The sequence below is a fragment of the Pelomonas dachongensis genome, from assembly GCF_043555865.1.
Lineage (GTDB): Bacteria > Pseudomonadota > Gammaproteobacteria > Burkholderiales > Burkholderiaceae_C > Pelomonas > Pelomonas dachongensis.
Genome location: NZ_JBIGHY010000012.1, coordinates 1 through 21858 on the forward strand (window position 1 = coordinate 1; position 21858 = coordinate 21858).

Sequence of the window (21858 nt, forward strand, 5' to 3'; positions counted from 1 at the left end):
GAAAGTAGGTCATCGTCAGGCTATTTATTGAGCCAACCCCCACCATTGAAAGATGGTGGGGGTTTTGCTTTTGGGAATTCGGAACGCAACTGACAGAGCGGCAGTGGTCGCCTGGTTCCAATCGCTGCTTTGGTGGCGTCGTGGCTTCTGCGCCGAATCTTCTCGTCAGGTGTGCCATCGCCACGCATCTCTTGCCAACCCCCAAGCAGTGCAGGCACCTCAAGTTGTCTTGCCCTTGACGACCCCATATCGCCTCAGCGTCTGCTCTCGCGCTTCAGCATGGTCGACGATGGGTTTGGGGTAGTCGATCCCCTGCATTTCGAGTGGCGCTCGCGCCCATGGGGCGTGGATGGCTCGGTCGTCCAGCGCGGCAAGCTCGGAGCATTCGCGGCGACTTGCCGCCGATGGCAAAGGTCGACGGCGATTTATAGACAACATTTCTGTGCCTAACGTTCGGCGACAACTCGGTATTCGCGTCAGGTCTGCGTTCGAGCTTCAAGCGCTTCAAGGCCATGGTCTGGAAACCACGGTCACTATCGCGTCATGACCGACCGTCAGCATGCCGGCATGCCGACGAACGACCCCCAAGCCGCTGATGGGACTGCCGCCGACACGCCCTCGCTGTCGGTACGCACCGTCTGGATCTCTGACCTCCACCTGGGCACGCCCGGGTGCCAGGCCAAGGCCCTGCTCGACTTCCTGCGAGATGTCGAGTGCGAGACGCTCTACCTCGTGGGCGACATCATCGACGGCTGGCAGCTGCGGCGCAGCTGGTACTGGCCGCAGCCGCACAACGACGTGGTTCAGAAGCTGCTGCGCAAGGCGCGCAAGGGCACGCGGGTCATCTTCATCCCGGGCAACCATGACGAGTTCGCGCGCAAGTATTTGATGCACAACTTCGGCGGCGTGGATGTGATGGAAGAAGCCATGCACGTGACCGCGGACGGCAAGCGGCTGTGGGTCACGCACGGCGACTTGTACGACGGTGTCATCCAGTGCGCGCGCTGGCTCGCCATCGCGGGGGACCTGGCTTACGAGTTCACCCTCAAGGTCAACCGCTGGTTCAACCGGCTGCGCGCCAAGTGCGGCCTCCCGTACTGGAGCCTGTCGCGCTACCTCAAGCACAAGGTCAAGCGCGCGGTCAGTTACATCAATGAGTTCGAGAACGCGGTGGCGCGCGAAGCCAAGAAGCGCGGCGCACATGGCGTCGTGTGTGGTCACATCCACCATGCCGAGATCCGCGAGATCGACGGCGTGTTGTACTGCAACGATGGCGACTGGGTGGAGAGCCTGACTGCGTTGGTCGAGCACTTCGACGGCCGGCTGGAGATCATCGACCGCGGCGACCAGGCCGCGCTACCGGGCATATTGCCTGCGGTGAAGACCAGGCCGGCGGCGCCGGTCGTCATGCCGGTGCCGGTGGGGGCAAGCGCGACCGCCGAACCCGAGTCTGCCCTCAGCTGATCTTCAGCAGCGCCTGACCGGCGCGGATGTACGCGCCGTGGGCGATGCCCTCGGCCAGCTCGAAGCCCCGCGGCACGAAAACGATGATGGTCGAGCCGTGCTCGAACCAGCCCATCTCCTGGCCCTTCGCGTGCGGCGCCGAGCAGGGCATCTCGTTGGCGCCCTTTGACTCCAAATCCAGGCCGATGTGAAGCAGCACGTCCAGCCAGTGCAGGCGGATGCTGGCCACCAACACGGCGGCCACCGGTACGAGTGCGACGGGCTGACCACCACGGAGCCGCATCCGCACGACGGCGCGCTCGTTGCGGCAGAACAGCCGCTCCACGCGCTTCAGCGCGACCGGGTTGACGTTCCAGGTGTCGCCGCTGAGGTAGGTCACGTGCTCCACCGTGCCATCGGCCGGTGCGTGGAAGCGGTGGTACATCGCCGACGTGAGTCGCAGCGTGATGAAGCGGCCGCCCTCGAAGACGCTGGCGTCCTGCGTCGGGCCGAAGAGCTCCGCGGTCGAGTACGGGAAACCCTTGGCCTGGTAGACCTGGCCTCGCTGCACGACGCCTGTTGCGCCGACGATGGCGTCGCAGGGGCTGGCGAACACGTCGGGCCGCATATCGAACGGCCGCGCGCCGTCCTTCAGCTCGCGCGTGAAGCAGTCCTTGATGGACGTGAAGCGTTGGTGCTTCGCTTCGCTCAGATCCAGCGGCGTGAACCACTGCCACAGCCGAAGCGCCAGCCGCGTGAACGCCGGGCTCTCGATGTTGGCGATGCGGCCCATCAGCCGCGTTGCGGCGATGCGCGGAATGCGGTTGGTCAGCAGGAAGTTCAGGTCTTCCTGCGCACCCAGCCGGGCGAGCAAGCCGCGCTGCAGCGGTGCTGCGGTGGTGTCGTTCATGTCGCCCTCAAAACTTCTGTGCCAGCATCTCGCGGAACACGCTGCGGCGGATGGTCTTGGCCGTCAGCTCGGGCGCGGTCCACCACCAGCCATCGGCGCGCATCTCGCCGCAGGCGGCGACGAAGCGGTCCATGACTTCGTCGAACTCGGCGTCGCCGTAGTTCAGGCTGAAGATCAGCCGGCCGGTGCCGACCCAGCTCAGGGCCAAGCCGTGCTTGCGCAGGTAGAACTGCAGCATCCAGTGATAGCGGCCGGGCTGCTCGTACATGACAGTCCAGATCGTTGACAAGTTGGCCAGGCGCACCGGTGCGCCGGCTGCCTGCAGCCGCGCGTTGAACCGCGCGCAGCGCGCATCCCAGCGCGTGTCCAGCCCGTCATACAGCGAACGCACCTCAGGCCGCTCCATGCGCTTCAGGAAGGCCGACATCGCCGCCACCACGTAGGGATGCGCATTGAAGGTGCCGCGCGCGAAGCAGATGTCGGCCGGCCGTTCCTCGCGGTAGCGCTGCATCAGCGCGCGGCTGCCACAGACCACGCCCACCGGCAGCCCGCCGCCCAGCGTCTTGCCGTAGGTGACAAGGTCCGCCTTCACGCCAAAGTATTGCTGCGCGCCGCCGGGCGCGAGGCGAAAGCCCACGAACACCTCGTCGAAGATCAGCACGATGCCGCGCGCCGTGCACACCTCGCGCAGCTGCTTCAGCCACGCCGTGTAGGCCTCGCGGTCGTAGGCCGCGCGACGGCTGCCGTCGATCAGCGCGGAGTCACCCGGCGCGTTGACGTTGGGGTGCAGCGCCTGCAGCGGGTTCACCAGTACGCAGGCGATGTCGCGCCGCGTGGCCAGCACCTGCAGTGAGCGCTCGGCCATGTCCTGCAGCGTGAAGGTCTCGCGCGGCGGCAGCGGATTGCCGGGACCGGGCTGCACGTCCTCCCACCAGCCGTGATACGCCCCGGCAAAGCGAACCAGGCGCTTCCTCTTCGTGTGATAACGCGCCAACCGCACGGCTTGCATGACCGCCTCGGTGCCGCTCATGTGGAAGCTGAACTCGTCATGGCCGGAGACGGCCTTCAGGCGGGCCAGCACGTCCAGCACGCAGGGGTGGTAAGCGCCGAGCACCGGGCCCAGCGCGCGCGCCGTGGCCACGGCCTCGTCGATGCATTCCTTGTAGGCGTCGACCCCCAGCACATTGACGCCGTAGGAGCCGGTCAGGTCGTAGAGGCGGTTGCCGTCCAGGTCCTGGACCTGCACGCCATCGCTGTGCTGCAGGAAGGCGCCCACCTTCAGGTGCTCGCGCAGCACTGGGCTGAACTGGAAGGGCACGCGGTAGCGGCCCGTGAACTTCAGGTCGGAAATGGCATCGCGCGCCTGTTCGGTGGCCGCCAACGTCTTCGCGAAGCGCTTGTCGAACTCGGCGCCCAGCCGCTGCAACGCGGCCTTGCGCGTCGCCGCCACATCGGCCGGTGCGCCGTCGGCAGCGAAGAACTGCGCCTCGTCATATGCATAGCCAGGCACCCAGCGCGCCAGCCGCTTGGCCATGCGCGAGTGGCCGGCCAGCGAGCGGTGCTTGGCGCGCGACAGCTCGATGCGCCGCTTGGCGGCTGGCAGCAGCGCCAGCGCGCCGAGCGCGAGCGCCGACAGCGTGAAAGCTGCTTCCATCAATGCGCCTGGGCGTGGCCCACGTGGTCCATGGGGTCGATCAGCTGGCCGCGCAGCAGATGGAAGGGCGACTTCCAGTACAGCAGCACGTCATGGAACGGGTCCGTGATGATCTTGAAGCCCCAGGCCAGGCCCTGCATCAGGTTCTGAGTGACCCACAGCTGCGCGACGCGGAACACCAGGCCCGTGACGCCCAGACAAAACCAAGCCATGCCCACGTCTTCGACGAAGCCGCGCAAGCCCACGGCCGGTTCGATCAGGCCGCCCAATGAGGGCGCCATCCACAGCACCGCCGGCAGTGCGACCCACACGGCCATCAGCACGATCTTGCGTCGGATGTTGTAGCCGATCTTGATGGCTTCCTTGTACTCGTCGGTGGCCTGGTTCACGTGGTCGTAGCCGCGTGGCTCGAAGAAGAAGTGGCCCGCCTGGCGCGTTGTCATCGACACGCACCACGCCAGCAGCGCGGCCCAGGCCGGGTTCACGAACACCAGACCGTAGGCCACCAGGAAGCTCAGTGCGCTGATGAGGTGCAGGCTCTGGTTGATGCGGCTGTGGTGGTAGTAGCGGTGGTCGTCCCAGCGCTGCGTCTTCAGGGTTTGGAAGAACTCGTTCACGTCGTCCCGTCCTCGTATGGGGTGGCAAGCGGGGCGGATGGTGGGGTGCTTGCGTGAAATCGGCGTGACGGTCGCGTTGTCATCTTGCTGTTGCATGAAGTGCTGACCATGCGCGCCATGAACACCCTCGACACCGACGACATCCTGGTGGACGACCTGCCTGCGCCGCGCCACTCGCGCCGGCTTGCGGTGGTCACGGAGACCTACCCGCCCGAGGTCAACGGCGTCGCGATGTCGATGGCCCGCGTGGTGGATGGCCTGCACCGCCGCAACCACGACGTCCAGCTGATCCGCCCGCGGCAGTCCGCCAAGCTGATGTCAAGGGCGCCGACCGGCAACCGCGAGGTCGACGAGGTGCTGACCAAGGGCCTGCCCGTACCCCTGTACCCCAACCTGCGCATGGGCGTGCCCAGCAAACGCGCGCTGGTGAAGCTATGGTCGCTGAAGCGGCCGGACGTCGTCCACATCGCCACCGAAGGGCCGCTCGGCTGGTCGGCGCTGCAGGCTGCGCAACACCTGGCGCTGCCGGTCACGTCGGACTACCGCACCAACTTCCACGCCTATGGCCGGCACTACCGCCTGGGCCTGCTGAGCAAGCCCATCATGGGCTACCTGCGCAAGTTCCATAACCGCTGCGACGCAACCATGGTGCCCACCGAGACGATGCGCGTGCTGCTGGCGGAGCGCGGCTTCGAGCGCCTGCATGTGGTTGGGCGCGGCGTCGACGCACAGCGTTTCGATCCGGCACGGCGCAGCGACGCGATGCGCGCCAGCTGGGGCGCGGGGCTGGACGACCTGGTCATGGGCTACGTCGGCCGCCTGGCTCCCGAGAAGAACCTGGGCGTGCTGCTGGCCGCCTACGAGGCCGTGAAGGCTCAGCGGCCCAACGTGAAGCTGGTGTTCGTGGGTGACGGGCCGCTGCGAGCCGAACTGGCCACACGCGCACCCGAGGCCCATTTCGCCGGCCAGCGCAGCGGCGACGACCTCGCGGCGCACTACGCGGGGCTGGACCTGTTCCTGTTCCCTAGCCTGACCGAGACCTTCGGCAACGTGACGACCGAGGCCATGGCCAGCGGCTGCGCGGTCGTTGCGTTCGAGAGCGCAGCGGCGGGTGAGTTGATCCGCAGCGGCGTGAACGGCTGGTTGGCGGGTGCAGGCCGGGAGGCCGACTTTGTGGCAGCGACGCGCGTGGCGGCTGCCGATGCCCAGGCGCGTCGTGCCGTCGCCGAACAAGGGCGGGCAACGGCGCGGCGGCTGGACTGGAGTGACATCACGGCGCGGTTTGAGGCGGTGCTTGAGAGCGCGATTGCGCGACAGCAGCCTGCAGTCACGTTGCCGAGCTTGCAGCCGGCGGCGTGAGGCCTGTTGATGGGTGAGAAGCGCTGTGCGTCGACCGCCGTCGCGGCGCTAGCGTGAGCACCATTGCTTCTCGCAAGGGATGCCATTGCGGTCGCCGTCCATCTTGACGCCGGGGCAGTTGGCAAGGAACTGCTTTGCCTCCGCGCACGACGTCATCTGTGAGCAGTGCTGCCGGCCATCGCAGTGGAAGCCGGTGGCCCTGGCTGGTGCAAGCGAAGGAGCGACTGCGTTGGCGCTTGCCGCCGAGGCCGAGCTGATCGCGGCAGAGGCCTTGCGTTTCTTCTCGGCGTCGTTCAGCTCCTGCAGGGTGGGCTCCTTTCGAGCCTGGTTGGCGGGGCAGGGGCTTTGCTGATAGGTGGTGGTGCCATTCATGACGCATTTGTGCAACGGCGCGGCTTGAGATGCCGTGGTGGCGACGAGGAGCGCTGCGAGGGCCAACTGTTTTCCAAGAGCTATTGGCATGAGCCCATCCCATGTGATGTGGCGAGACAGCTGCTGACGGCATGGCACCGCGGCGGCGCCGAGCAGCTGTTGAGTTGAACCACTATGCCAACAAACTGCCGCCAGAAGTAACGTTTCAATGCAACGACATCGACGAGTTTTCCCGGCTGCGTGCGTCCGCCCAGATCAACACCAGGATCGATGCCGCCACGATCCCGCCCAACCCGCTGAGCGTCACTGCAATCGGCACCGCCGCCGCTTCGCACCCCGCATACGCGGCCAGCATCACTAGCACGCTCGCGTTCTCGTTGAAGCCCTGCACCGCAATCGACCGCCCCGCGCTCAGCAGCGTCGCACCGCGGTGCTGCAGCAGCGCGTTCAGTGGAACGACCATCGCGCCACCGACCGCGCCCACGATGCACAGCATCACCGCCGCCAAGACCACGTCACCGACCTGGGCCACTACCGGCATCAGCAGGCCCAGCGCCACGCCGGCCCACAGGCCCAGGCGTGCCTGGTGCAGCGCCAGCCAGCGCCCCGCCGCACCGGCGCCGGCAATGACGCCCACCGCCACCGCCGCCTGCAGATACGCCGCCTCGCTCAGCGGCAGCGCCAGCGCCTCGCCCGCCCAGCGCAGCACGGCAAACTGCAGCGTCGCGCCCGCGCCCCAGAACAGCGTCGTCGCTGCCAGCGACAACCCGCCCTCACGATCGCGCCACAACAGCTGATTCGCCTCGCGGAACTCGCGCAGCAGTGTCAGCGGGGCATGCGAGGTGCTGCGCTGGCGCCGGCCGCTGTCGGGAATGCCGGCGTTCAGACCGCTGCTCAGCGCGTAGATCAGCAGCAGCGCGACCAGTGAGCCGGTCAACCGTTCGGCCGGCATTCGCAGCCCGTCGCCCAGCGCGGCCAGGTCGGACGCCAGCCACCACGGGCTCACCAGCACGCCGCCCAGCACCGCGCCCAGCAGCGCGGCGGACACGACAGTGATCTCGATCCAGCCATTCGCCCTCACCAGCGCCTCGGGTGCGGCCAGTTCGGTGATGAGGCCGTACTTGGCCGGCGCGTAGGCCGCTGCGCCCAGGCCCACCACGGCCAGCGCCGCGACCGGGTGCACGCCCAGCGCGAGCAAGCCCAGGCCGCCCATCTTCACGACGTTCATCGCCGCCATCACGCGGCCCTTGGCGAAGGCGTCGGCCAGCGGGCCCACCCACGGCGCAAACACGACGTAGGCCAGCGTGAAGCCCACCTTCAGCAGCGGTGCCCACCAGGGTGGCAGATCCTGCTGCATCAACAGTGCGATGGCGACGATGAGCAGCGCGTTGTCGGCCAGCGCGGAGGCGAACTGCGCACTGATGACGAGGCCGAAGCCGCGCGGCAGCGCGGGGCGCGAGGCGGAGGCGCTGGAGATCGAGGCATGCACGGGCGCTGCACTGTCACACCACGGCGTGAAGGGGCGATGAAACCCGCCGGCCGGCTCAGCGGGACGCGGCCAGCGCGGTCTTCAGCCGTCGCAGCGGCTGCTGGCGGTAGTCGCTGGCAGCTGGCAGCCGCGTGAAGGCGGCCTGCGCCCGCTCGGCCTCGCGGCGCACCAGCGCCGGGTCGCCCAGCGCCAGCGCGCACTGGCCGGCCACGGCGTGCAGCCGCGCCAGGTCCGTGTCCAGCGGGTCGTCGCGCGTCCTGCGGGCCAGGGTCAGGCTTTGCTGCAGGTCGTCCAGCCCGGCGCGCCGCTGTGCGGGCAGCGCGCAGCGCGCCTCACCGCGCAGCGCCAGCGCCACCTGCGCGTCGTAGCGGCTGACGCGGTCGGCGCCCGGCACCAGCAGGGCCGCGGGCAGCGTGGCCAGCGCGTCGGCGGTGCGGCCGGCGTCCAGCAGCGTGCGGGCGCGCGCCAGGGTGACGAGATCGGCATAGCGGTTGGGGTTGCCGGCGCCTTCGCCGCGCACGGGCGGGAAGGCTGGCGCCTGGTCCAGCAGGGCCAGCGCGTCGGCCGTGCGGCCCGCGGCCGACAGGTTCAGAGCGGCGGACATGTACTGGAAGGCCGTCACCGGGTGCTGGCCGTAGCCGCCGTCGATGCGGGCCTGCAGCGCCAGGCGGTAGTAGCGGTCGGCCTCGGCGTGGCGGCCCAGCGTTTCGTAGATCTCACCCAGCGTGTGGCCCAGCCGCAGCCGCTCGGGCGGCGTGCGTGCGTCGGACTCCAGCGCGGCGCGGCTGCGCTCCAGCAGCGGCAGCGCGGCGGCGGCGTCGCCCTGGCGGGCCAGGACCGTCGCTTCGTACAGGTCCAGCGGCGCGGTGATCTCGTCAGGCAAGGCCTGGCCCCGTTCGGCCAAGCGCGCGCGGCTGGCGCGGATGGTGGCCAGCGCCTCCTCGGCAGAAATCTGGAAGAAGCCGGTGTAGCGCGCCGCGGCCATGCGCGCGGCCACCAGCGCCGAGCGCACCGCGTGCGCGCCGCCCAGGCGGTCCAGCGTGGCCAGCGCGGCGTCGAGCTGGGCCTGCATCTCGCGCGCCTGCTCGGCGGGCAGCAGCGCCTCGGCCGCGGCCAGACGCAGTGCCACCAGGTCCAGCGAGTGGGGCCCCGCCGCCACCAGCGCCGTGGAGATGGACCGCAGGAGAAGCGGCGTGGCCTCGTCGCGGCGGTTCTCGGCCTGCAGCAGCCGGCCGCGCAGCGACTGCGCCCAGGCCGTGGCGAGGCCGCCACCGCCAGCGCTTGGCAGCCGCGCCTCCAGCGCCGCCAGGCGCGGCGCCGCCTCGGCGAAGCGGTGGCGGGCCACGAGGCTGCGCAACATCAGCAACTCGGCCTCGACGTCGCCGGGCTGCAGGTCCAGCGCCTGCCGGGCGCTGGCGCCGGCGGCCTCGGGCTCGCGCGCATCGAGCTGCACGGCGGCCTGCTGGCGCAGTGCGTCGGCCTGCACGCGGGCATCGGCCTTGGCGTCGTGCAGCGCGGCGAGACGGCGGCTGCCCACATCGGCGGCTAGGCGCGGCGCGCCCATGTCGGCCAGCAGCCGGCTCAGGCCGCCGTACATCTCGGCGCGGGCGGCGGGCTCGAAGCGCGGCTCGATCAGCGCGGAGCTGCGCGCCAGCAGGTCCTGCGGCGTCTGCCCGGCGGACGAGGCCGCGGCGCTCTGCAGCTTGAACACCTCGGCGACGAAGTCCCGCGCGGCCTGCTCGCGCTCGCTGGCGTGCGCGGCGCGCTGTGCCTGCATGACGGCCACGCCAGCCCCCAGGCCCAGCGCGACGAACACCGCCGCGCCGACCAGCGAGGCGGTCGCCACCGCACGGCGCTGCCGCCGCCCGGCGGGGCCCAGGCGCTGCTGTTCGTGCTCCAGGGCTGCGGCGAAGGCGGATGCGCTGCCAGGCCGCTGTGCGGGGTCGGGCGACAAGGCCTGCTGCAGCAGCGCATCCAGCGCGCCGCGCAGCGCGCGCTGGCGGGCCGGATCGGCGCAGCGCTCGCTGGCCGGCAGCGGCGTCGCGCCTGACCGGGCGCCGGTGCGGCCGTGGGGCAGTTCGCCGCACAGCATCTCGTAGGCCAGCACGCCCAGCGAGTAGACGTCGCTGGCCTCGGTGGCGGGCGCGCCGGCCAGCTGTTCGGGTGCGGCGTGGGTGGGCGTCAGGCCGCCTGAGTCCGGCCTGCTGGTAGCTGCCATGCCGCCGCTGCCGCGCAGCGTCGCGATGCCGAAGTCCAGCAGTCGCGGCGTGCCATCCGCCGCCACGCGCACGTTGCCGGGCTTCAGGTCGCAATGGATGACCCCGCGGCTGTGCGCATGCGCCACCGCTCGCGCAATCTGTGCCAGCAGGCCCAGCTGCGCGGGCATGTCCAGCGGCCGCGCGTGTTCCAGCAGCGGCAGGCCCGCCACCAGCTCCATCGCCAGGTACGGCCGGCCCCGTGCGTCCAGGCCGGCGTCATACAGGCGCGCGATGAGCGGGTGCTCCAGCCGCGCGGCAATGCGCAGCTCGGCGGCCAGGCGCTCGGCCAGCGCCGCGTCGCCGGGTCGCGTGCGACGCGGCAGCTTCAGCGCCACCTCGCGCTCATAGACGCCGTCGGCCCGCTCGGCGCGCCACACGCTGCCCATGCCGCCCCGGCCGATCTCCTCCACCAGCCGCCACGGCCCAATGCGCTCTCCGGGCTGACCCGGCGCGGCCTCGCGCGGGGCCAGGCGGGGCAGCGTCGCGAAGGCGCCGCTTTCGTCCAGCCTCGCGTGGTCCGCCAGCATGCGGGCCAGCTCGTCACGCCAGCGCGGGTTGTCGATGGCGGCCAGCCACGCCGCGCGCTGCTGCGCCGGCACCGCCAGCGCCTCGTCCAGCAGGCGGCTCAGCGCGATCAGGTCACTGGTGTTCAGTCGGACCATGGTCAGCGCAACAGCGCCAGCAGCATCAGCCGCGCCTTGTCCCAGTCACGGCGCACGGTGCGTTCGGTCAGGCCCAGCGTGTCGCCGATCTCGACCTCGGTGTAGCCGCCGAAGTAGCGCATCTCCACGACCTGCGCCAGCCGCGGCTCCACGGCCTGCAGCGCGGCCAGCGCCTCGTGCACGCGCAGCACCTCGTTGGCCGCCGCGGGCAGGCCTACCTCGGCCTGCGTGTCCAGCGTCTGTGGCTCGCCGGCGCGTGGGCGCTTCAGCGCCTCGACGATGTACTCGCGCATCACACGCGCGGCATGCGCGAAGAAGGCCTGGCGGCTCTCGGCGCGCAGCCGGGCGCTGCGGGTGAGGCGCAGGTAGCTCTCGTGCACCAGCAGCGTGGTGTGCAGGCCGCCGCCGGGGTCGCCGCTGTCGCGCAGCCGTGCGCGGGCCAGCTCGCGCAGGGCCGGGTAGGCGGTGGCGAACAGCGCGTCCTGCGCGCCGGGCTCGCCGGCGTTGACGCGAGCGATCAGGGAGTCGACGTCCTCGTGAGGCATGCCGGCATCTTGCCGCAACGCGTTGCCGGATTGCGTTGCCGAGTTGTGAACTGGCCCTCGTGCTTGCTTGCGCCGCGTCTACAGGCCCTAAGCTTGCGATGATGCCCATCTCCGACCTGCCGCCCGACGAAGACCGGCGCCTGGCCCGCCTGGCGGCGCTGGCCATCATGGACAGCGAGCCCGAACCGCTGTTCGACCACCTGACCGCGCTGGCCGCGCAGTTGTGCGGCACGCCCGTGGCGTTGCTGGGCCTGCTGGATGAGAAGCGGCAGTGGTTCAAGTCTGCCTTGGGTTTCGGCCGCAGCGAGACGCCGCGCGCCCAGACCTTCTGCGCGCACACGCTGCTGGCGGACGGCTTGTTCGAGGTCCGCGACGCGTTGCGGGACGCGCGCTTCGCCGCACACCCCGACGTGCTGGCCGAGCCGGCGCTGCGCTTCTACGCCGGCGTGCCCATACGGCTGGACGACGGCAGCCACCCGGGCACGCTGTGCGTGGTCGACTTCCAGCCGCGCGAGCTGACCGACGCGCAGTGCGAGGCGCTGACGCGGCTGGCCGGCGTGGCGGCCGAGGCGCTGATGATGCGGGAGCGCGTGCAGGCGCGGAGCGACGGGGGCGGCGAGCAGTCTTTCCAACTGCTCGCCGAAACGGCGCCGCTGGGCGTGTTCCGTGCCGATGCGGCCGGGCAGTTCATCTACACCAACTCGGTCTGGCAGCGCATCTGCGGCCTGGGGGCTCAGGCTGCGCTGGGCGATGGCTGGGTGGCCCTGCTGACCGCCGAGGACGGGCCGTCGGTGCTGGACCACTGGCGGCGCTGCGTGACGCGCCGCCAGCCGTTCGAGGTGCGTTACCGGCTGCACCGGCCGGGTCACGAGGGCACCCGCCAGGTCTGGGCGCGGGCCCGCCCGCTGCTGATCGCCGAGGGGCAGCTGGCGGGCTACGTGGGCATTGCCGAGGACGTGACCGACCGCATCAGCGTCGAGCGGGAACTGCACGAGAACAAATCGCTGCTGGACCGCACCGGCCGGGTGGCCGGCGTGGGCGGCTGGAGCCTGGACCTGCAGACGCAGGAGCTGGTGTGGAGCGACCAGACCTGCCGCCTGCACGACCTGGAGGCCGGGTACCGGCCCACGCTGGAGGAGGCCATTTCGTACTACGCGCCCGAGGCCCGTCCCGTCATCGAGGCGGCTGTGCAGCGCGCCATCAGCCACGGCGAGGCGTGGAGCATGGAGCTGCCGATGACGACCGCGTCAGGCCGCGGCATCTGGGTGCTGGCGCAGGGCCAGGTCGACTGGCGCGACGGCGCGCCAGTGCGGCTGGTGGGCGCGCTGCAGGACGTCACCGAGCACCACCGCGCTGCGGTGGAGCTGGAGCTCAACCGGCAGCGGCTGCGCAAGCTGTACGAGTCCACCCCGGCGCTGATGCACTCGGTCGATGCGAATGGGCGGCTGCTCAGCGTGTCTGACCGCTGGCTGGAGCGGCTGGGCTACCGGCGCGAGCAGGTGCTGGGCCGCCTGGTGGAGGACTTCATGACGTCGGAGTCCAGCCGGCAGGTGCGGGAGGTATTCCGCCCGGCGCTGTGGCGCGACGGGCATGTGGACGACTGCCCCACGCAGTTCATCGGTGCCGACGGCCGGCTGCGTGACGCGCTGGTGTCCGCCGTGGCCGAATACGACACCGACGGCCGGCCCCTGCGCGCACTGGCGCTGCTGGACGACATCACCGAGGAGCTGGAGCGCCGCGCCGAGCTGGCGCGCGAGCAGCAGATGCGCCGCCAGACCGAACGCCACGTGCAGGAGCTGGACCAGCTGCTGCGCGAGCGGTCCGAGATGCTGGACGTGTTGGCCCACGAGGTGCGCCAGCCGCTGAACAACGCCAGCGCCGCGCTGCAGAGCGCGGCCGCCAGCCTGGCCGGCCGTGGTGAACATCAGGCGCAGCAGCGGCTGATGCGTGCCCAGGCGGTGCTGGGCCAGGTGCTGGCCGGTGTGGACAACACGCTGGCCGCCGCCAGCCTGCTAGCCGTCGCCGCGAGCATCGCGCGGGTGGACACCGACATCGACACGCTGATCGCCGTGACCATCGCCGACCTGCCGCGCGAGCAGCGCGACCGCATCGTCGTGCACCGCCATACCGCCACGCGCACCGCGTTGATGGACATGAGCCTGCTGCGGCTGGCGCTGCGCAACCTGCTGTCCAACGCGCTGAAGTACGCGCCGGGCGCCAGCCCCGTGACGCTGCACGTGATGGACTTCGACGAGCCCGCCGCGCTTCAGTTCGAGGTGGCCGACACCGGCCCCGGCATTCCGCGCGAACTGCTGCCGCGGCTGTTCATGCGCGGGGCGCGCGGCCATGTCGGCACGGAAGCGGCCCACGGACTGGGCCTGCACATCGTGCGCCGCGTGATGGACCTGCACGGCGGCAGCGCCGAGCTGGCCCGCACGGGGCCGCTGGGAACGGTCATGCGTCTCACATTGCCGCAGGCGGGGTGATAACCGCGTCAGGCAACGGGGTATGCGGGGCCCTAGACTTTCACCGCCCCGGCTTGTTGCATCCCGATGTCAGAACCTGTCCGCACCGACCCCGTCCGCACCGATCCCGCCGCCGCGCCCGCCAGGCGCCTGCCCACCCTGCGCGGGCAGCTGAGCCTGTGGCTGGGCGGCCTGGCACTGGCCATCCTGACGCTGGTGGGCGGCTATCTGGGCAACGTGGCGACCGACGAGTTGTTCACGACGCAGCAGGCCGCGGTGCGCGCCACGGCTCAGTCCGCGGCCGAGCTGCTGGCCGTGCAACTGCGCGACCGCGAGCGCCAGATCGAGCTGCTCAGCACGACGCCTCACCTGGTGGACGGGCCGCTGGATTCGCCGCGGGTGCGCGAGTCGCTAGATCGTCGCCAGGCGCTGCACGACGAGTTCGCGTGGCTGGGCGTGGTGGCGCCCGACGGCACCGTCATGCAGGGCACCGGCGGCATGCTGACCGGCCGCTCCGTCGCGCAACGGGACTGGTTCATGGGCGGGCGCGAGCGCGTCTTCGTCGGCGACGTGCACGAGGCCAAGCTGCTGGCCACCATGCTGCCGGCGCTGCCCAACGGCGAGCCCACGCGCTTCATCGATTTCGCGGCGCCCATCCGCAGCGCCGACGGGCGCCTGATGGGCGTGGTGGGGTCGCATGCGCACTGGCGCTGGGTCACCGGCCTGGTGGAGAGCGTCGTGCGACGGCAGAGCCCGGGCAGCCGCATCGACGCCATGATCCTGGACCGCGAGGGGCGCGTGCTCTATCCCGAGTCGATGAAGCTGGCGCAGGCCAAGGGCGGCGCCGTGCTGCCCGCGCTGGTGGGCCAAGGGCATTACGACGGCGAGCTGGTGTTCGGCGACGGCAGGGCTTACCTGACCAGCGAGGCGCAGCTGCCGGAGCGGACCCGGGCCGCACTGGGCTGGCGCATCGTGGCCCGTCAGCCCCTGGACCAGGCGATGCGCCCGGTGCGGGCGCTGGCCCGGGAGCTGGTGCTGCTGGGCGTTCTTGCGGCTGCCGCGCTGACGCTGGCGGCGCTGCTGCTGGCGCGGCGCATCAGCAAGCCGGTGGAACAGCTGGCGCGCATCGCCGCGCGCATCGAGACCGAGCGGCGCGTGCCCGACTTTCCGGTGCAACCCGCCGTGCGCGAGCTGGATGGGCTCAGCCGCGCCATGCAGTCCATGGCGCAGGCGCTGCTGCGCAGCGAGCAGGACCTGCAGCGGGCCAATGCGACGCTGGAGAGCCAGGTGCAGCAGCGCACCGCCGAACTGCAGGCAGCCAACGCGCAGCTGGAGCACCTGGCCACGCGTGACCCGCTGACAGGGCTGCACAACCGCCGCAGCCTGGATGCGCGCCTCATCGAGGCCCACGCGCTGGACCGACGCTACGGCCGGCAGAACGGCCGCGTGCACGGGCTGCTGCTGGTGGATGTGGACCACTTCAAGCGCATCAACGACACGCACGGCCATCCGGCCGGCGACGCGGTGCTGAGCCAGCTGGGTCAGCTGCTGCTGGCGTCGGTGCGTGTGAGCGACGTGGCCGCGCGCTTCGGCGGCGAGGAATTCGCGGTGTTGCTGCCCGAACTGGCGGGGCCGCTGGACGCGGTCATGGCGGCCGAAAAGATCCGCACGGCCGTGGCTGCGGCGACCTTCCCGGGGGTGGGCAAGCTGACCGTCAGCATCGGCGTCAGCCTGGCCTCCCCGGACGATGAACAACTGGGCCCGCTGATCGCCCGGGCGGACGCGGCGCTCTACGAAGCCAAGCGAGGTGGGCGCAATGCGGTGGTGCTGAAGGACGTGGGCGACGCGGTCGCCTGAGGTCTCAGCCGCCCGTCTGCCGCCGCAATGGCACGGCGTAGTAGGCGCAGAACGCCTGCCCATTGCAGGTCGGATTCATCGTCGGCACGAGCAGCACCGCGTCCGGCAGACCCGGCTTCGTGATGTCGAGCTGGCACAGCGGGCCCCAATCGCCATCGGCTGTGCTGACGCACTGCCGGTAGCGCGCCTGACTTTCGAGCACCGGGCGCAGATCGGCCAGCACCGGGCCCTCGCGGCCTGTGTAGAGCGCCGGGTCCGCCTGCACCGCCTCGCGCGTGTAGGTCAGGTTGTTGTTCGCCACTTGGGCGTCGACCGGCGCGATGTCGCGCGCCCGCCGGCGCAGCACCGGCTGCACCGCAGCATCGCCTGGACCGAAGGTGTACTCGCAAGCGCGCAGCGAATCGCAGGTCAGCGTGACCTGCATCTTGTCGAACACGCCCGTGAAGCTGCCATGGGGCCAGGCCTTGTCGGCCTGCGAGTGGCCGATCACGGGGAGCGCGCAGGCGGCAATCATCGACAGCGCGGGCAGCGACATCGGACGCGTCATGGGCCGGCCTAGATGAGCTGCAGGGGCGCTCGGAACACGTAGCCCACGCGTGACTTGCTTTGCAGCGGCACCAGCGTGGGCGTCGCGCGTTCGATGCGGCGGCGCAGCCGGTAGATGGTGGCGGACAGGCCGTCGTCGCTCTCGCCCTCGACCACCTCACGGCCCAGCTTGTTCAGCAGCGCCTCGCGCGTGACCGGCTCGCCGTTGGCCTGCGCGAAGCATTCCAGCAGCTGACGATCGGCCTCGCTGAGCTGGATGCGCGTGCCGTCCGGCACGATGAGCTCGCCACTGGCGCGGTCCAGCTTCCACACTGCATCGGCCGCTGACGGCTTGGCCACGCGCCGCTGCACGGCGGCGATGGCCAGCGCCACCTGCTCGAACTGCACGGGCTTGACCAAGTACATGTCGGCGCCGGCCGTGATGACCTCGCGGAACACCTCCGGCCCCAGCCGGCCCGACACCACCACCACGCCGGCGTCGGTGCGGCGGCGCAGGATCTTGATCAGCTCCACGCCGTTGACGCCCGGCAGCATCAGGTCCACGAGGTAGAACTCGAACGAGAAGGCGTCGGGGGCAGCCAGCAGCGCGTTGCTGTCGTCGAAGCGGCTGACCGCGATGCCCTGCTGCTCCTGCAGGAACTGGGTGAGGAACTCGGAGTACTCGGCGTCGTCGTCGATCAGGGCGAGAGTCTTGGGCTGCATGGCGGCGGGGGGCGTCAGAGCAATCGCGGAGTTTGCCGCATGACTGAGGCGTCAGGTCTCGTTTTGTGCCGTGCGCCGTGAGGTATTGCGCAAGCCCTCGGTCAGCCAGGCTTGACATCGGCGCGGCACAGTGTCACACCGGGGCCACAGAGCCCCGCGAGGAGACACACATGGCCGATACCGGCAGCGAGGAAGGCGAAGCAGGTGGAGCCGGCGAAACAGGCGCGGGCGGCGACGGCGAAACCGATGACGTGATCGGCTGGCTGCTGCCGGGCCACCGCACGGCGCCAGCCGAAGCGCTGGCACGCATTCAGCGGCTGTGCGCCGCCTGGCCCGACCTGCATGCCGCGATGTTCATCGTGCTGGCCACGCACCCGCGCCTGCCGCGCGACATGCTGGCCGCCGCCATCAAGCAGTTCCGCCCCGACCTGGACGCCTACACGCGCGAGGACGTGGTGAGCCTGCTGACCGCGATCTGGAACGGCGGCAAGAGCGGCTTCGACGCGGTGCTTCGCACGCGCGCCAACTCGCCGAAGAAAGGTGCCGGCGGCTTCTCCTGGGTGAAGGAGTGAGCCCCTCGTCGGGTCTCGCCGCGCTGAATGCGGGCGAGTCCAGCCGGTCTTGCAGACCGCGCTGCGGCAGTGCCGCAACTCCTTGGCAAGCACATGTCGCCCGCTGGGCGCCATGTGTCCGGCTTCAGCCTCCGAGGGGACGGCGCTCGGCCCGAAGAGGCTTCAGCGCTTGAGGCCCAGCGTCGCCCAGCCCTCGTGGCCGAGCTTGTCCAGCGTGGCGAGGTTGTTCTCGTAGATGGACGCGGTGTCCGGCATGGACTCGACGGCGCGCTCGATGCTGTCCTCGCGCAGGATGTGCAGCGTGGGGTAGGGCGAGCGGTTGCTGTAGTTGGCAATGTCGCCGGGCTCGTTGTCGGCGAACTGGTAGTCCGGGTGGAAGTCGGCGATCTGCAGGATGCCGTCGAGCTTCAGCTCTTCCACGAGCGCGTCGGCAGCATCCAGGAAATCGTTGAAGTCCAGGAAGTCGGTCAGCACGCGGGGGTGGATCACCAGTGTGGTGTCGATCTCGTCCGGGTCGGCGCGGTTCAGCGCCAGCAGCTCGCGGGCCAGGTCCTTCAACAGCGCCTCGGGCTCGGTCGCGTCGCTGACGACGTAGCGGATGCGCTCGTTGACGTGCACGGCCTTGGCGAACGGGCACAGGTTCAGGCCGATGACGGCCTTGATGACCCAGTCGCGTGTGTCGGCGATGACTTGATCGTGTTTCATGGTTTCGGCGTGTTCAGCCACTCTTCAGCCATGCGGACCCACATGGAGCCGCCCAGCGGAATCAGGTCGTCGTTGAAGTCGTAGCTGGGGTTGTGCAGCATGCAAGGACCCAGGCCGTGGCCGCCCACGCGGTGCTCGCCGTCGCCGTTGCCGATCAGGAAGTAGCAGCCGGGCTTGTCCAGCAGGTAGTAGCTGAAGTCCTCCGCGCCCATCGTCGGCTCGAACTCCTGCACGTTGTCGGCGCCCACCATGTCCGCCAGCACGCGGCGCACGAAGTCGCTCTCGGCGGGGTGGTTGATCGTGGGCGGGTAGTTGCGCCGGAACTCGAATTCGGCCGTCAGCTCGAAGGCACCGGCCAGTTGTTCGGTCATGTCCTTCATGCGGCGCTCCAGCAGGTCCAGCAGCTCCAGCGTGAAGGTGCGCACCGTGCCTTCCATGACGACCGAGTCCGGCACGACGTTGGTCGCCTCGCCAGCGTGGATCATCGTCACGGAGATGACGCCCGGGTCGATGGGGCGCTTGTTGCGGCTGATGATGGTCTGGAAGGCCGACACCAGCTGGCAGGCGGCCGGCACGGGGTCCACGCCCAGGTGCGGCATGGCCGCATGCGAACCCTTGCCGCGCAGCGTGATCTTGAACTCGTTGCTGGACGCGAACACCGGGCCGGTCTTCACGGCGAACTGGCCGGCCTTCATGCCGGGCCAGTTGTGGGCGCCGAACATGGCCTCCATCGGGAACTTCTCGAACAGGCCGTCCTTGATCATCTCGCGCGCGCCGCCCCCGCCTTCCTCGGCAGGCTGGAACACCAGGTAAACCGTGCCGTCGAAATTGCGGTTTTTTGCCAAGTGCTTGGCGGCGGCCAGCAGCATGGCGGTGTGGCCGTCGTGGCCGCAGGCGTGCATGCGGCCAAGATAGCTGCTGGCATGCGGGAACTGGTTGCGCTCGGTCATGGGCAGCGCATCGATGTCGGCGCGCAGGCCCACGGCGCGGTCGGACGTGCCGTTCTTGACGATGCCCACCACGCCTGTCTTGCCCAGGCCGCGGTGGACGGGAATGCCCCAGTCGGTCAGCGCCTTCGCGATGACGTCGGCGGTGCGTTCTTCGTGGAAGCAGAGTTCAGGGTGCTTGTGCAGGTCGCGGCGGATGGCCGTGATCTCGGGCGCGTCGGCGAGGATGGTGTCGATGAGCTTCATGACGGCGTGACTTCAGGCGCTGTGAGAGGCCGAGTTTAGGATTGCGGCCGTGAACATGCGCCGCAACCTTCGCGGCTGGCTTCTGTGGCTGGCCCTGATCCTGCCCATCGCCCAGGCGATGGCCGGGGCGCACGCGCTGTCGCACGTCGGCGATCGCCAGGACGACGGCGTTGCCCATCTGGTCCATTGCGACCTGTGCCTGACCGCCGCCCAGTTGGGTGCAGGCGCGCCAGTCGCCGAGCCGGCGGCGCTGCCTGCCAGCCCGGCCCGCCACGCGGCGCCCGGCGCCGGCGCCAGCGTCGCGCCTGGCCACACCCGCCTGGGCCTGCCGCCGGCACGCGCCCCTCCCGCTTTCGTCTGAACCCCAAGTCCTGTCGCGCACGCCGCTCCCGGCGGTGCGCGCGCTTTGCGTTTTCAGATTTCGGAAGTCTCCTCCATGCGTTTGCACGTCTTGGCGCCCATCGCGGCTGCCTGCTTCACCCTGGTCGCTCAGGCCCAATCTCCCTCCACATCGGCATCTGCCGCCCCCACGGAGTCGCTCGACAAGGTCGTCGTCACCGGCAACCCGCTGAAGAGCCAGGTGCTGGCCCAGCCCAGCGATTCGCTCAGCGGCGACCAGCTGGTGCTGACCCGCGCTGCCAACCTCGGCGACACGCTGCAGGGCCTGCCCGGCGTGGCGGCCACCAATTTCGGCCCCAACGCCAGCCGGCCCAGCATCCGCGGGCTGGACGGCGACCGGGTGCGCATCCTCAACAACTCTGGCGCGTCGGTCGATGCGTCCAACCTCAGCTTCGACCACGGCGTGGCCATCGACCCGCTGGTCATCGACAAGGTCGAGGTGCTGCGCGGCGCGACCGCGCTGCTGTACGGCGGCAACGCGGTGGGCGGTGTCGTCAACACGCTGGACAACCGCATCCCGCGCATGTTCACGTCGGGCCTGAGCGGCGCGGCGGAAGTGCGCCTGGGCGGCGCCGCCCGCGACAAGAGCGGGGCCGTGGTACTGGACGGCGGCAGCGGCCAGGCCAATTCAGGCTTCGGGTGGCATGTGGACCTGGCCGGCCGCGATGCCGACGACCTGCGCACGCCGCGCTTCAGCAGCCCCACCGAAGACGGCAGCGAGAGCCGCACCAGCGTGCGCAACTCGGCGGCCAAAAGCCACGGCGGCGCGGTGGGCGGATCGGTGTTCTTCCAGGGCGGCTTTGCCGGCGTGTCGGTGGACGATTTCCACACCGACTACGGCACCACCGCCGAGGCAGACGTGACCATCAAGATGCAGCGCCAGCGCCTGGCCACGGCCGGTGAATGGGCCGCCACGGAGGGTCCGGTGCACCGTATCAGCTGGCAGCTCAGCCGCAACCGCTACGAACACACGGAGATGGAAGGTGACGAGGTCGGCACCACGTTCAAGAGCCGTGGCACGGACGGTCGGCTGGAGGTGGAGCACGCCCCGTTGGGCCCACTGCGCGGCATCGTGGGCGTGCAGACCGAGTCGCTGGACTTTTCGGCGCTGGGCGAGGAAGCCTTCGTGCCCAGCACGCGCACGCGCAGCACCGGCGTCTTCGTGCTGGAGCAGGCGAAGCTGGGCGGCGTGGACTGGTCGGCCGGCGCGCGCACGGAGCGGGTGACGGTCAGCTCCGACGGTGGCGACCGCTTCGGCGCCGCCGCAGAGCGCCAGTTCAGCCCGCTGAGCCTGGCATTCAGCGGTGTGCTGCCGCTGGACAAGTCCTGGAGTGTCAGCGCCAACCTGAACCGCACGCAGCGCGCGCCGGCGTACTACGAGCTGTTTGCCAACGGCCTGCACGTGGCCAGCGCGGCGTTCGAGCGCGGCGACGCCAGCCTGGGCCTGGAGCGCTCGCACGGCGCCGACCTCGGCCTGAAGTGGGAGGGCGGCGACAGCCATGTGCACGTCAATGCCTTCCAGACGCGCTTCTCCAACTACATCGCCCTGCAGGCCACCGGTGACGAGGTGGACAACGACGGTGAGATGGTGCCGGTCTACGCCTTCCAGGCCGTGCCCGCCAAACTGCGCGGTGTGGAGCTGGAGGCGCGCTGGCAGGCTCACCCGGCCGTCGCGCTGCTGGGCCAGTTGGACGCGGTGCGGGGCGAGAACACGCAGACCGGCGAGCCGCTGCCGCGGCTGGCGCCACTGCGGGCGATGCTGGGGCTGGAAGGAAAGTGGGGCGAATGGTCCGGACGGCTGGAGTGGCGCGGCGCCGCACGCCAGACCCGCGTCGCGCAGTTCGATACCGCCACCGCCGGCTACGGCACCGTGCGTCTGAGCGTCGCGCGCCAGCTGCGCTGGGGCCAGACCGAGGCGCTGTGGTACCTGAAGCTGGACAACCTCGGCAACAAGCTGGCCTACAACGCGACCGCGGTGCCCACCATCCGCGACCTGTCGCCGCAGGCCGGGCGCTCGGCCAGCACGGGGTTGCAGGTCAGGTTCTGATGCGGCCGCCGGGGCGCCGGGTATAACCGTGGTGCCTCGGCGCTTGCTCCACGGGCGGGATGT

19 protein-coding genes are annotated in these 21858 nt (G+C 70.3%); 7 read left to right on the plus strand and 12 right to left on the minus strand.

Going from position 1 to position 21858, the window contains the following annotated elements; translation table 11 throughout:
• Positions 1-219: 219 nt before the first annotated feature.
• Complete coding sequence (locus ACG02S_RS23155; RefSeq protein WP_394472866.1) at positions 220-438, minus strand: FAD-binding domain-containing protein; 219 nt, start codon at positions 436-438, stop codon at positions 220-222.
• A gap of 129 nt (positions 439-567) precedes the next feature.
• On the opposite strand from ACG02S_RS23155, the gene ACG02S_RS23160 reads away from it, so the two are divergent.
• Positions 568-1464, plus strand: a complete 897-nt coding sequence (locus tag ACG02S_RS23160) for a UDP-2,3-diacylglucosamine diphosphatase (RefSeq protein WP_394472941.1) — start codon at positions 568-570, stop codon at positions 1462-1464.
• Here the strand turns inward: ACG02S_RS23160 and asd are convergent.
• From asd to ACG02S_RS23175, 3 genes are read right to left on the minus strand one after another with little or no spacing between them, the layout of a single operon-like run.
• On the minus strand, positions 1457-2353 hold the full coding sequence (asd, locus tag ACG02S_RS23165) for an archaetidylserine decarboxylase (RefSeq protein WP_394472867.1): 897 nt from the start codon (positions 2351-2353) through the stop codon (positions 1457-1459). The genes ACG02S_RS23160 and asd overlap by 8 nt on opposite strands.
• Before the next feature lie 7 nt (positions 2354-2360).
• On the minus strand, positions 2361-4007 hold the full coding sequence (locus ACG02S_RS23170; RefSeq protein ID WP_394472868.1) for an aminotransferase class III-fold pyridoxal phosphate-dependent enzyme: 1647 nt from the start codon (positions 4005-4007) through the stop codon (positions 2361-2363).
• Positions 4007-4720 (minus strand): hypothetical protein, encoded by a 714-nt coding sequence (locus tag ACG02S_RS23175; RefSeq protein WP_394472869.1) that lies wholly within the window; start codon positions 4718-4720, stop codon positions 4007-4009. The genes ACG02S_RS23170 and ACG02S_RS23175 overlap by 1 nt, the downstream gene beginning before the upstream one ends.
• A gap of 21 nt (positions 4721-4741) precedes the next feature.
• Between ACG02S_RS23175 and ACG02S_RS23180 the strand changes: the two genes are divergently transcribed.
• The gene (locus ACG02S_RS23180; RefSeq protein ID WP_394472870.1) at positions 4742-5983 is read left to right on the plus strand and encodes a glycosyltransferase family 4 protein; all 1242 of its coding nucleotides are present in this window, start codon (positions 4742-4744) and stop codon (positions 5981-5983) included.
• Between the two features lie 48 nt (positions 5984-6031).
• Here the strand turns inward: ACG02S_RS23180 and ACG02S_RS23185 are convergent, their stop codons facing one another.
• The 4 genes from ACG02S_RS23185 to ACG02S_RS23200 form a co-directional block, all read right to left on the minus strand.
• Complete coding sequence (locus tag ACG02S_RS23185) at positions 6032-6355, minus strand: excalibur calcium-binding domain-containing protein (protein ID WP_394472871.1); 324 nt, start codon at positions 6353-6355, stop codon at positions 6032-6034.
• 205 nt (positions 6356-6560) lie between these two features.
• Positions 6561-7844, minus strand: a complete 1284-nt coding sequence (gene lplT / locus ACG02S_RS23190; protein WP_394472872.1) for a lysophospholipid transporter LplT — start codon at positions 7842-7844, stop codon at positions 6561-6563.
• A gap of 55 nt (positions 7845-7899) precedes the next feature.
• Entirely contained in the window at positions 7900-10764 is a 2865-nt protein-coding gene (locus tag ACG02S_RS23195; protein ID WP_394472873.1) for a protein kinase domain-containing protein, read from the minus strand.
• Positions 10765-10766: 2 nt separating this feature from the next.
• Positions 10767-11309, minus strand: coding sequence for an ECF-type sigma factor (locus tag ACG02S_RS23200; RefSeq protein ID WP_394472874.1), 543 nt, complete (start codon positions 11307-11309; stop codon positions 10767-10769).
• 101 nt (positions 11310-11410) lie between these two features.
• On the opposite strand from ACG02S_RS23200, the gene ACG02S_RS23205 reads away from it, so the two are divergent.
• Complete coding sequence (locus ACG02S_RS23205) at positions 11411-13795, plus strand: sensor histidine kinase (RefSeq protein ID WP_394472875.1); 2385 nt, start codon at positions 11411-11413, stop codon at positions 13793-13795.
• A gap of 66 nt (positions 13796-13861) precedes the next feature.
• Positions 13862-15631, plus strand: a complete 1770-nt coding sequence (locus tag ACG02S_RS23210; RefSeq protein WP_394472876.1) for a sensor domain-containing diguanylate cyclase — start codon at positions 13862-13864, stop codon at positions 15629-15631.
• A gap of 4 nt (positions 15632-15635) precedes the next feature.
• Here the strand turns inward: ACG02S_RS23210 and ACG02S_RS23215 are convergent, their stop codons facing one another.
• Together ACG02S_RS23215 and ACG02S_RS23220 are read right to left on the minus strand one after the other, a co-directional pair.
• Positions 15636-16178 carry a hypothetical protein gene (locus ACG02S_RS23215; protein WP_394472877.1) on the minus strand — a complete coding sequence of 181 codons (543 nt, stop codon included), beginning with the start codon at positions 16176-16178 and terminating at the stop codon, positions 15636-15638.
• A gap of 8 nt (positions 16179-16186) precedes the next feature.
• Entirely contained in the window at positions 16187-16879 is a 693-nt protein-coding gene (locus ACG02S_RS23220; RefSeq protein WP_394472878.1) for a response regulator transcription factor, read from the minus strand.
• A gap of 170 nt (positions 16880-17049) precedes the next feature.
• Between ACG02S_RS23220 and ACG02S_RS23225 the strand changes: the two genes are divergently transcribed.
• Positions 17050-17451, plus strand: coding sequence for a hypothetical protein (locus ACG02S_RS23225; protein ID WP_394472879.1), 402 nt, complete (start codon positions 17050-17052; stop codon positions 17449-17451).
• 162 nt (positions 17452-17613) lie between these two features.
• Here ACG02S_RS23225 and ACG02S_RS23230 read toward each other — a convergent pair whose 3' ends face one another.
• Both ACG02S_RS23230 and ACG02S_RS23235 read right to left on the minus strand, forming a co-directional pair.
• On the minus strand, positions 17614-18156 hold the full coding sequence (locus ACG02S_RS23230) for a DUF1415 domain-containing protein (protein ID WP_394472880.1): 543 nt from the start codon (positions 18154-18156) through the stop codon (positions 17614-17616).
• Positions 18153-19349, minus strand: a complete 1197-nt coding sequence (locus ACG02S_RS23235) for a M20 aminoacylase family protein (protein WP_394472881.1) — start codon at positions 19347-19349, stop codon at positions 18153-18155. Before ACG02S_RS23235 ends, ACG02S_RS23230 begins: the two co-directional genes overlap by 4 nt.
• Positions 19350-19398: 49 nt before the next feature.
• Here ACG02S_RS23235 and ACG02S_RS23240 point away from each other — a divergent pair, with 49 nt between their 5' ends.
• Positions 19399-19710, plus strand: coding sequence for a hypothetical protein (locus ACG02S_RS23240; protein ID WP_394472882.1), 312 nt, complete (start codon positions 19399-19401; stop codon positions 19708-19710).
• 75 nt (positions 19711-19785) lie between these two features.
• Positions 19786-21795 carry a TonB-dependent receptor gene (locus tag ACG02S_RS23245; RefSeq protein WP_394472883.1) on the plus strand — a complete coding sequence of 670 codons (2010 nt, stop codon included), beginning with the start codon at positions 19786-19788 and terminating at the stop codon, positions 21793-21795.
• Positions 21796-21858: the final 63 nt, after the last annotated feature.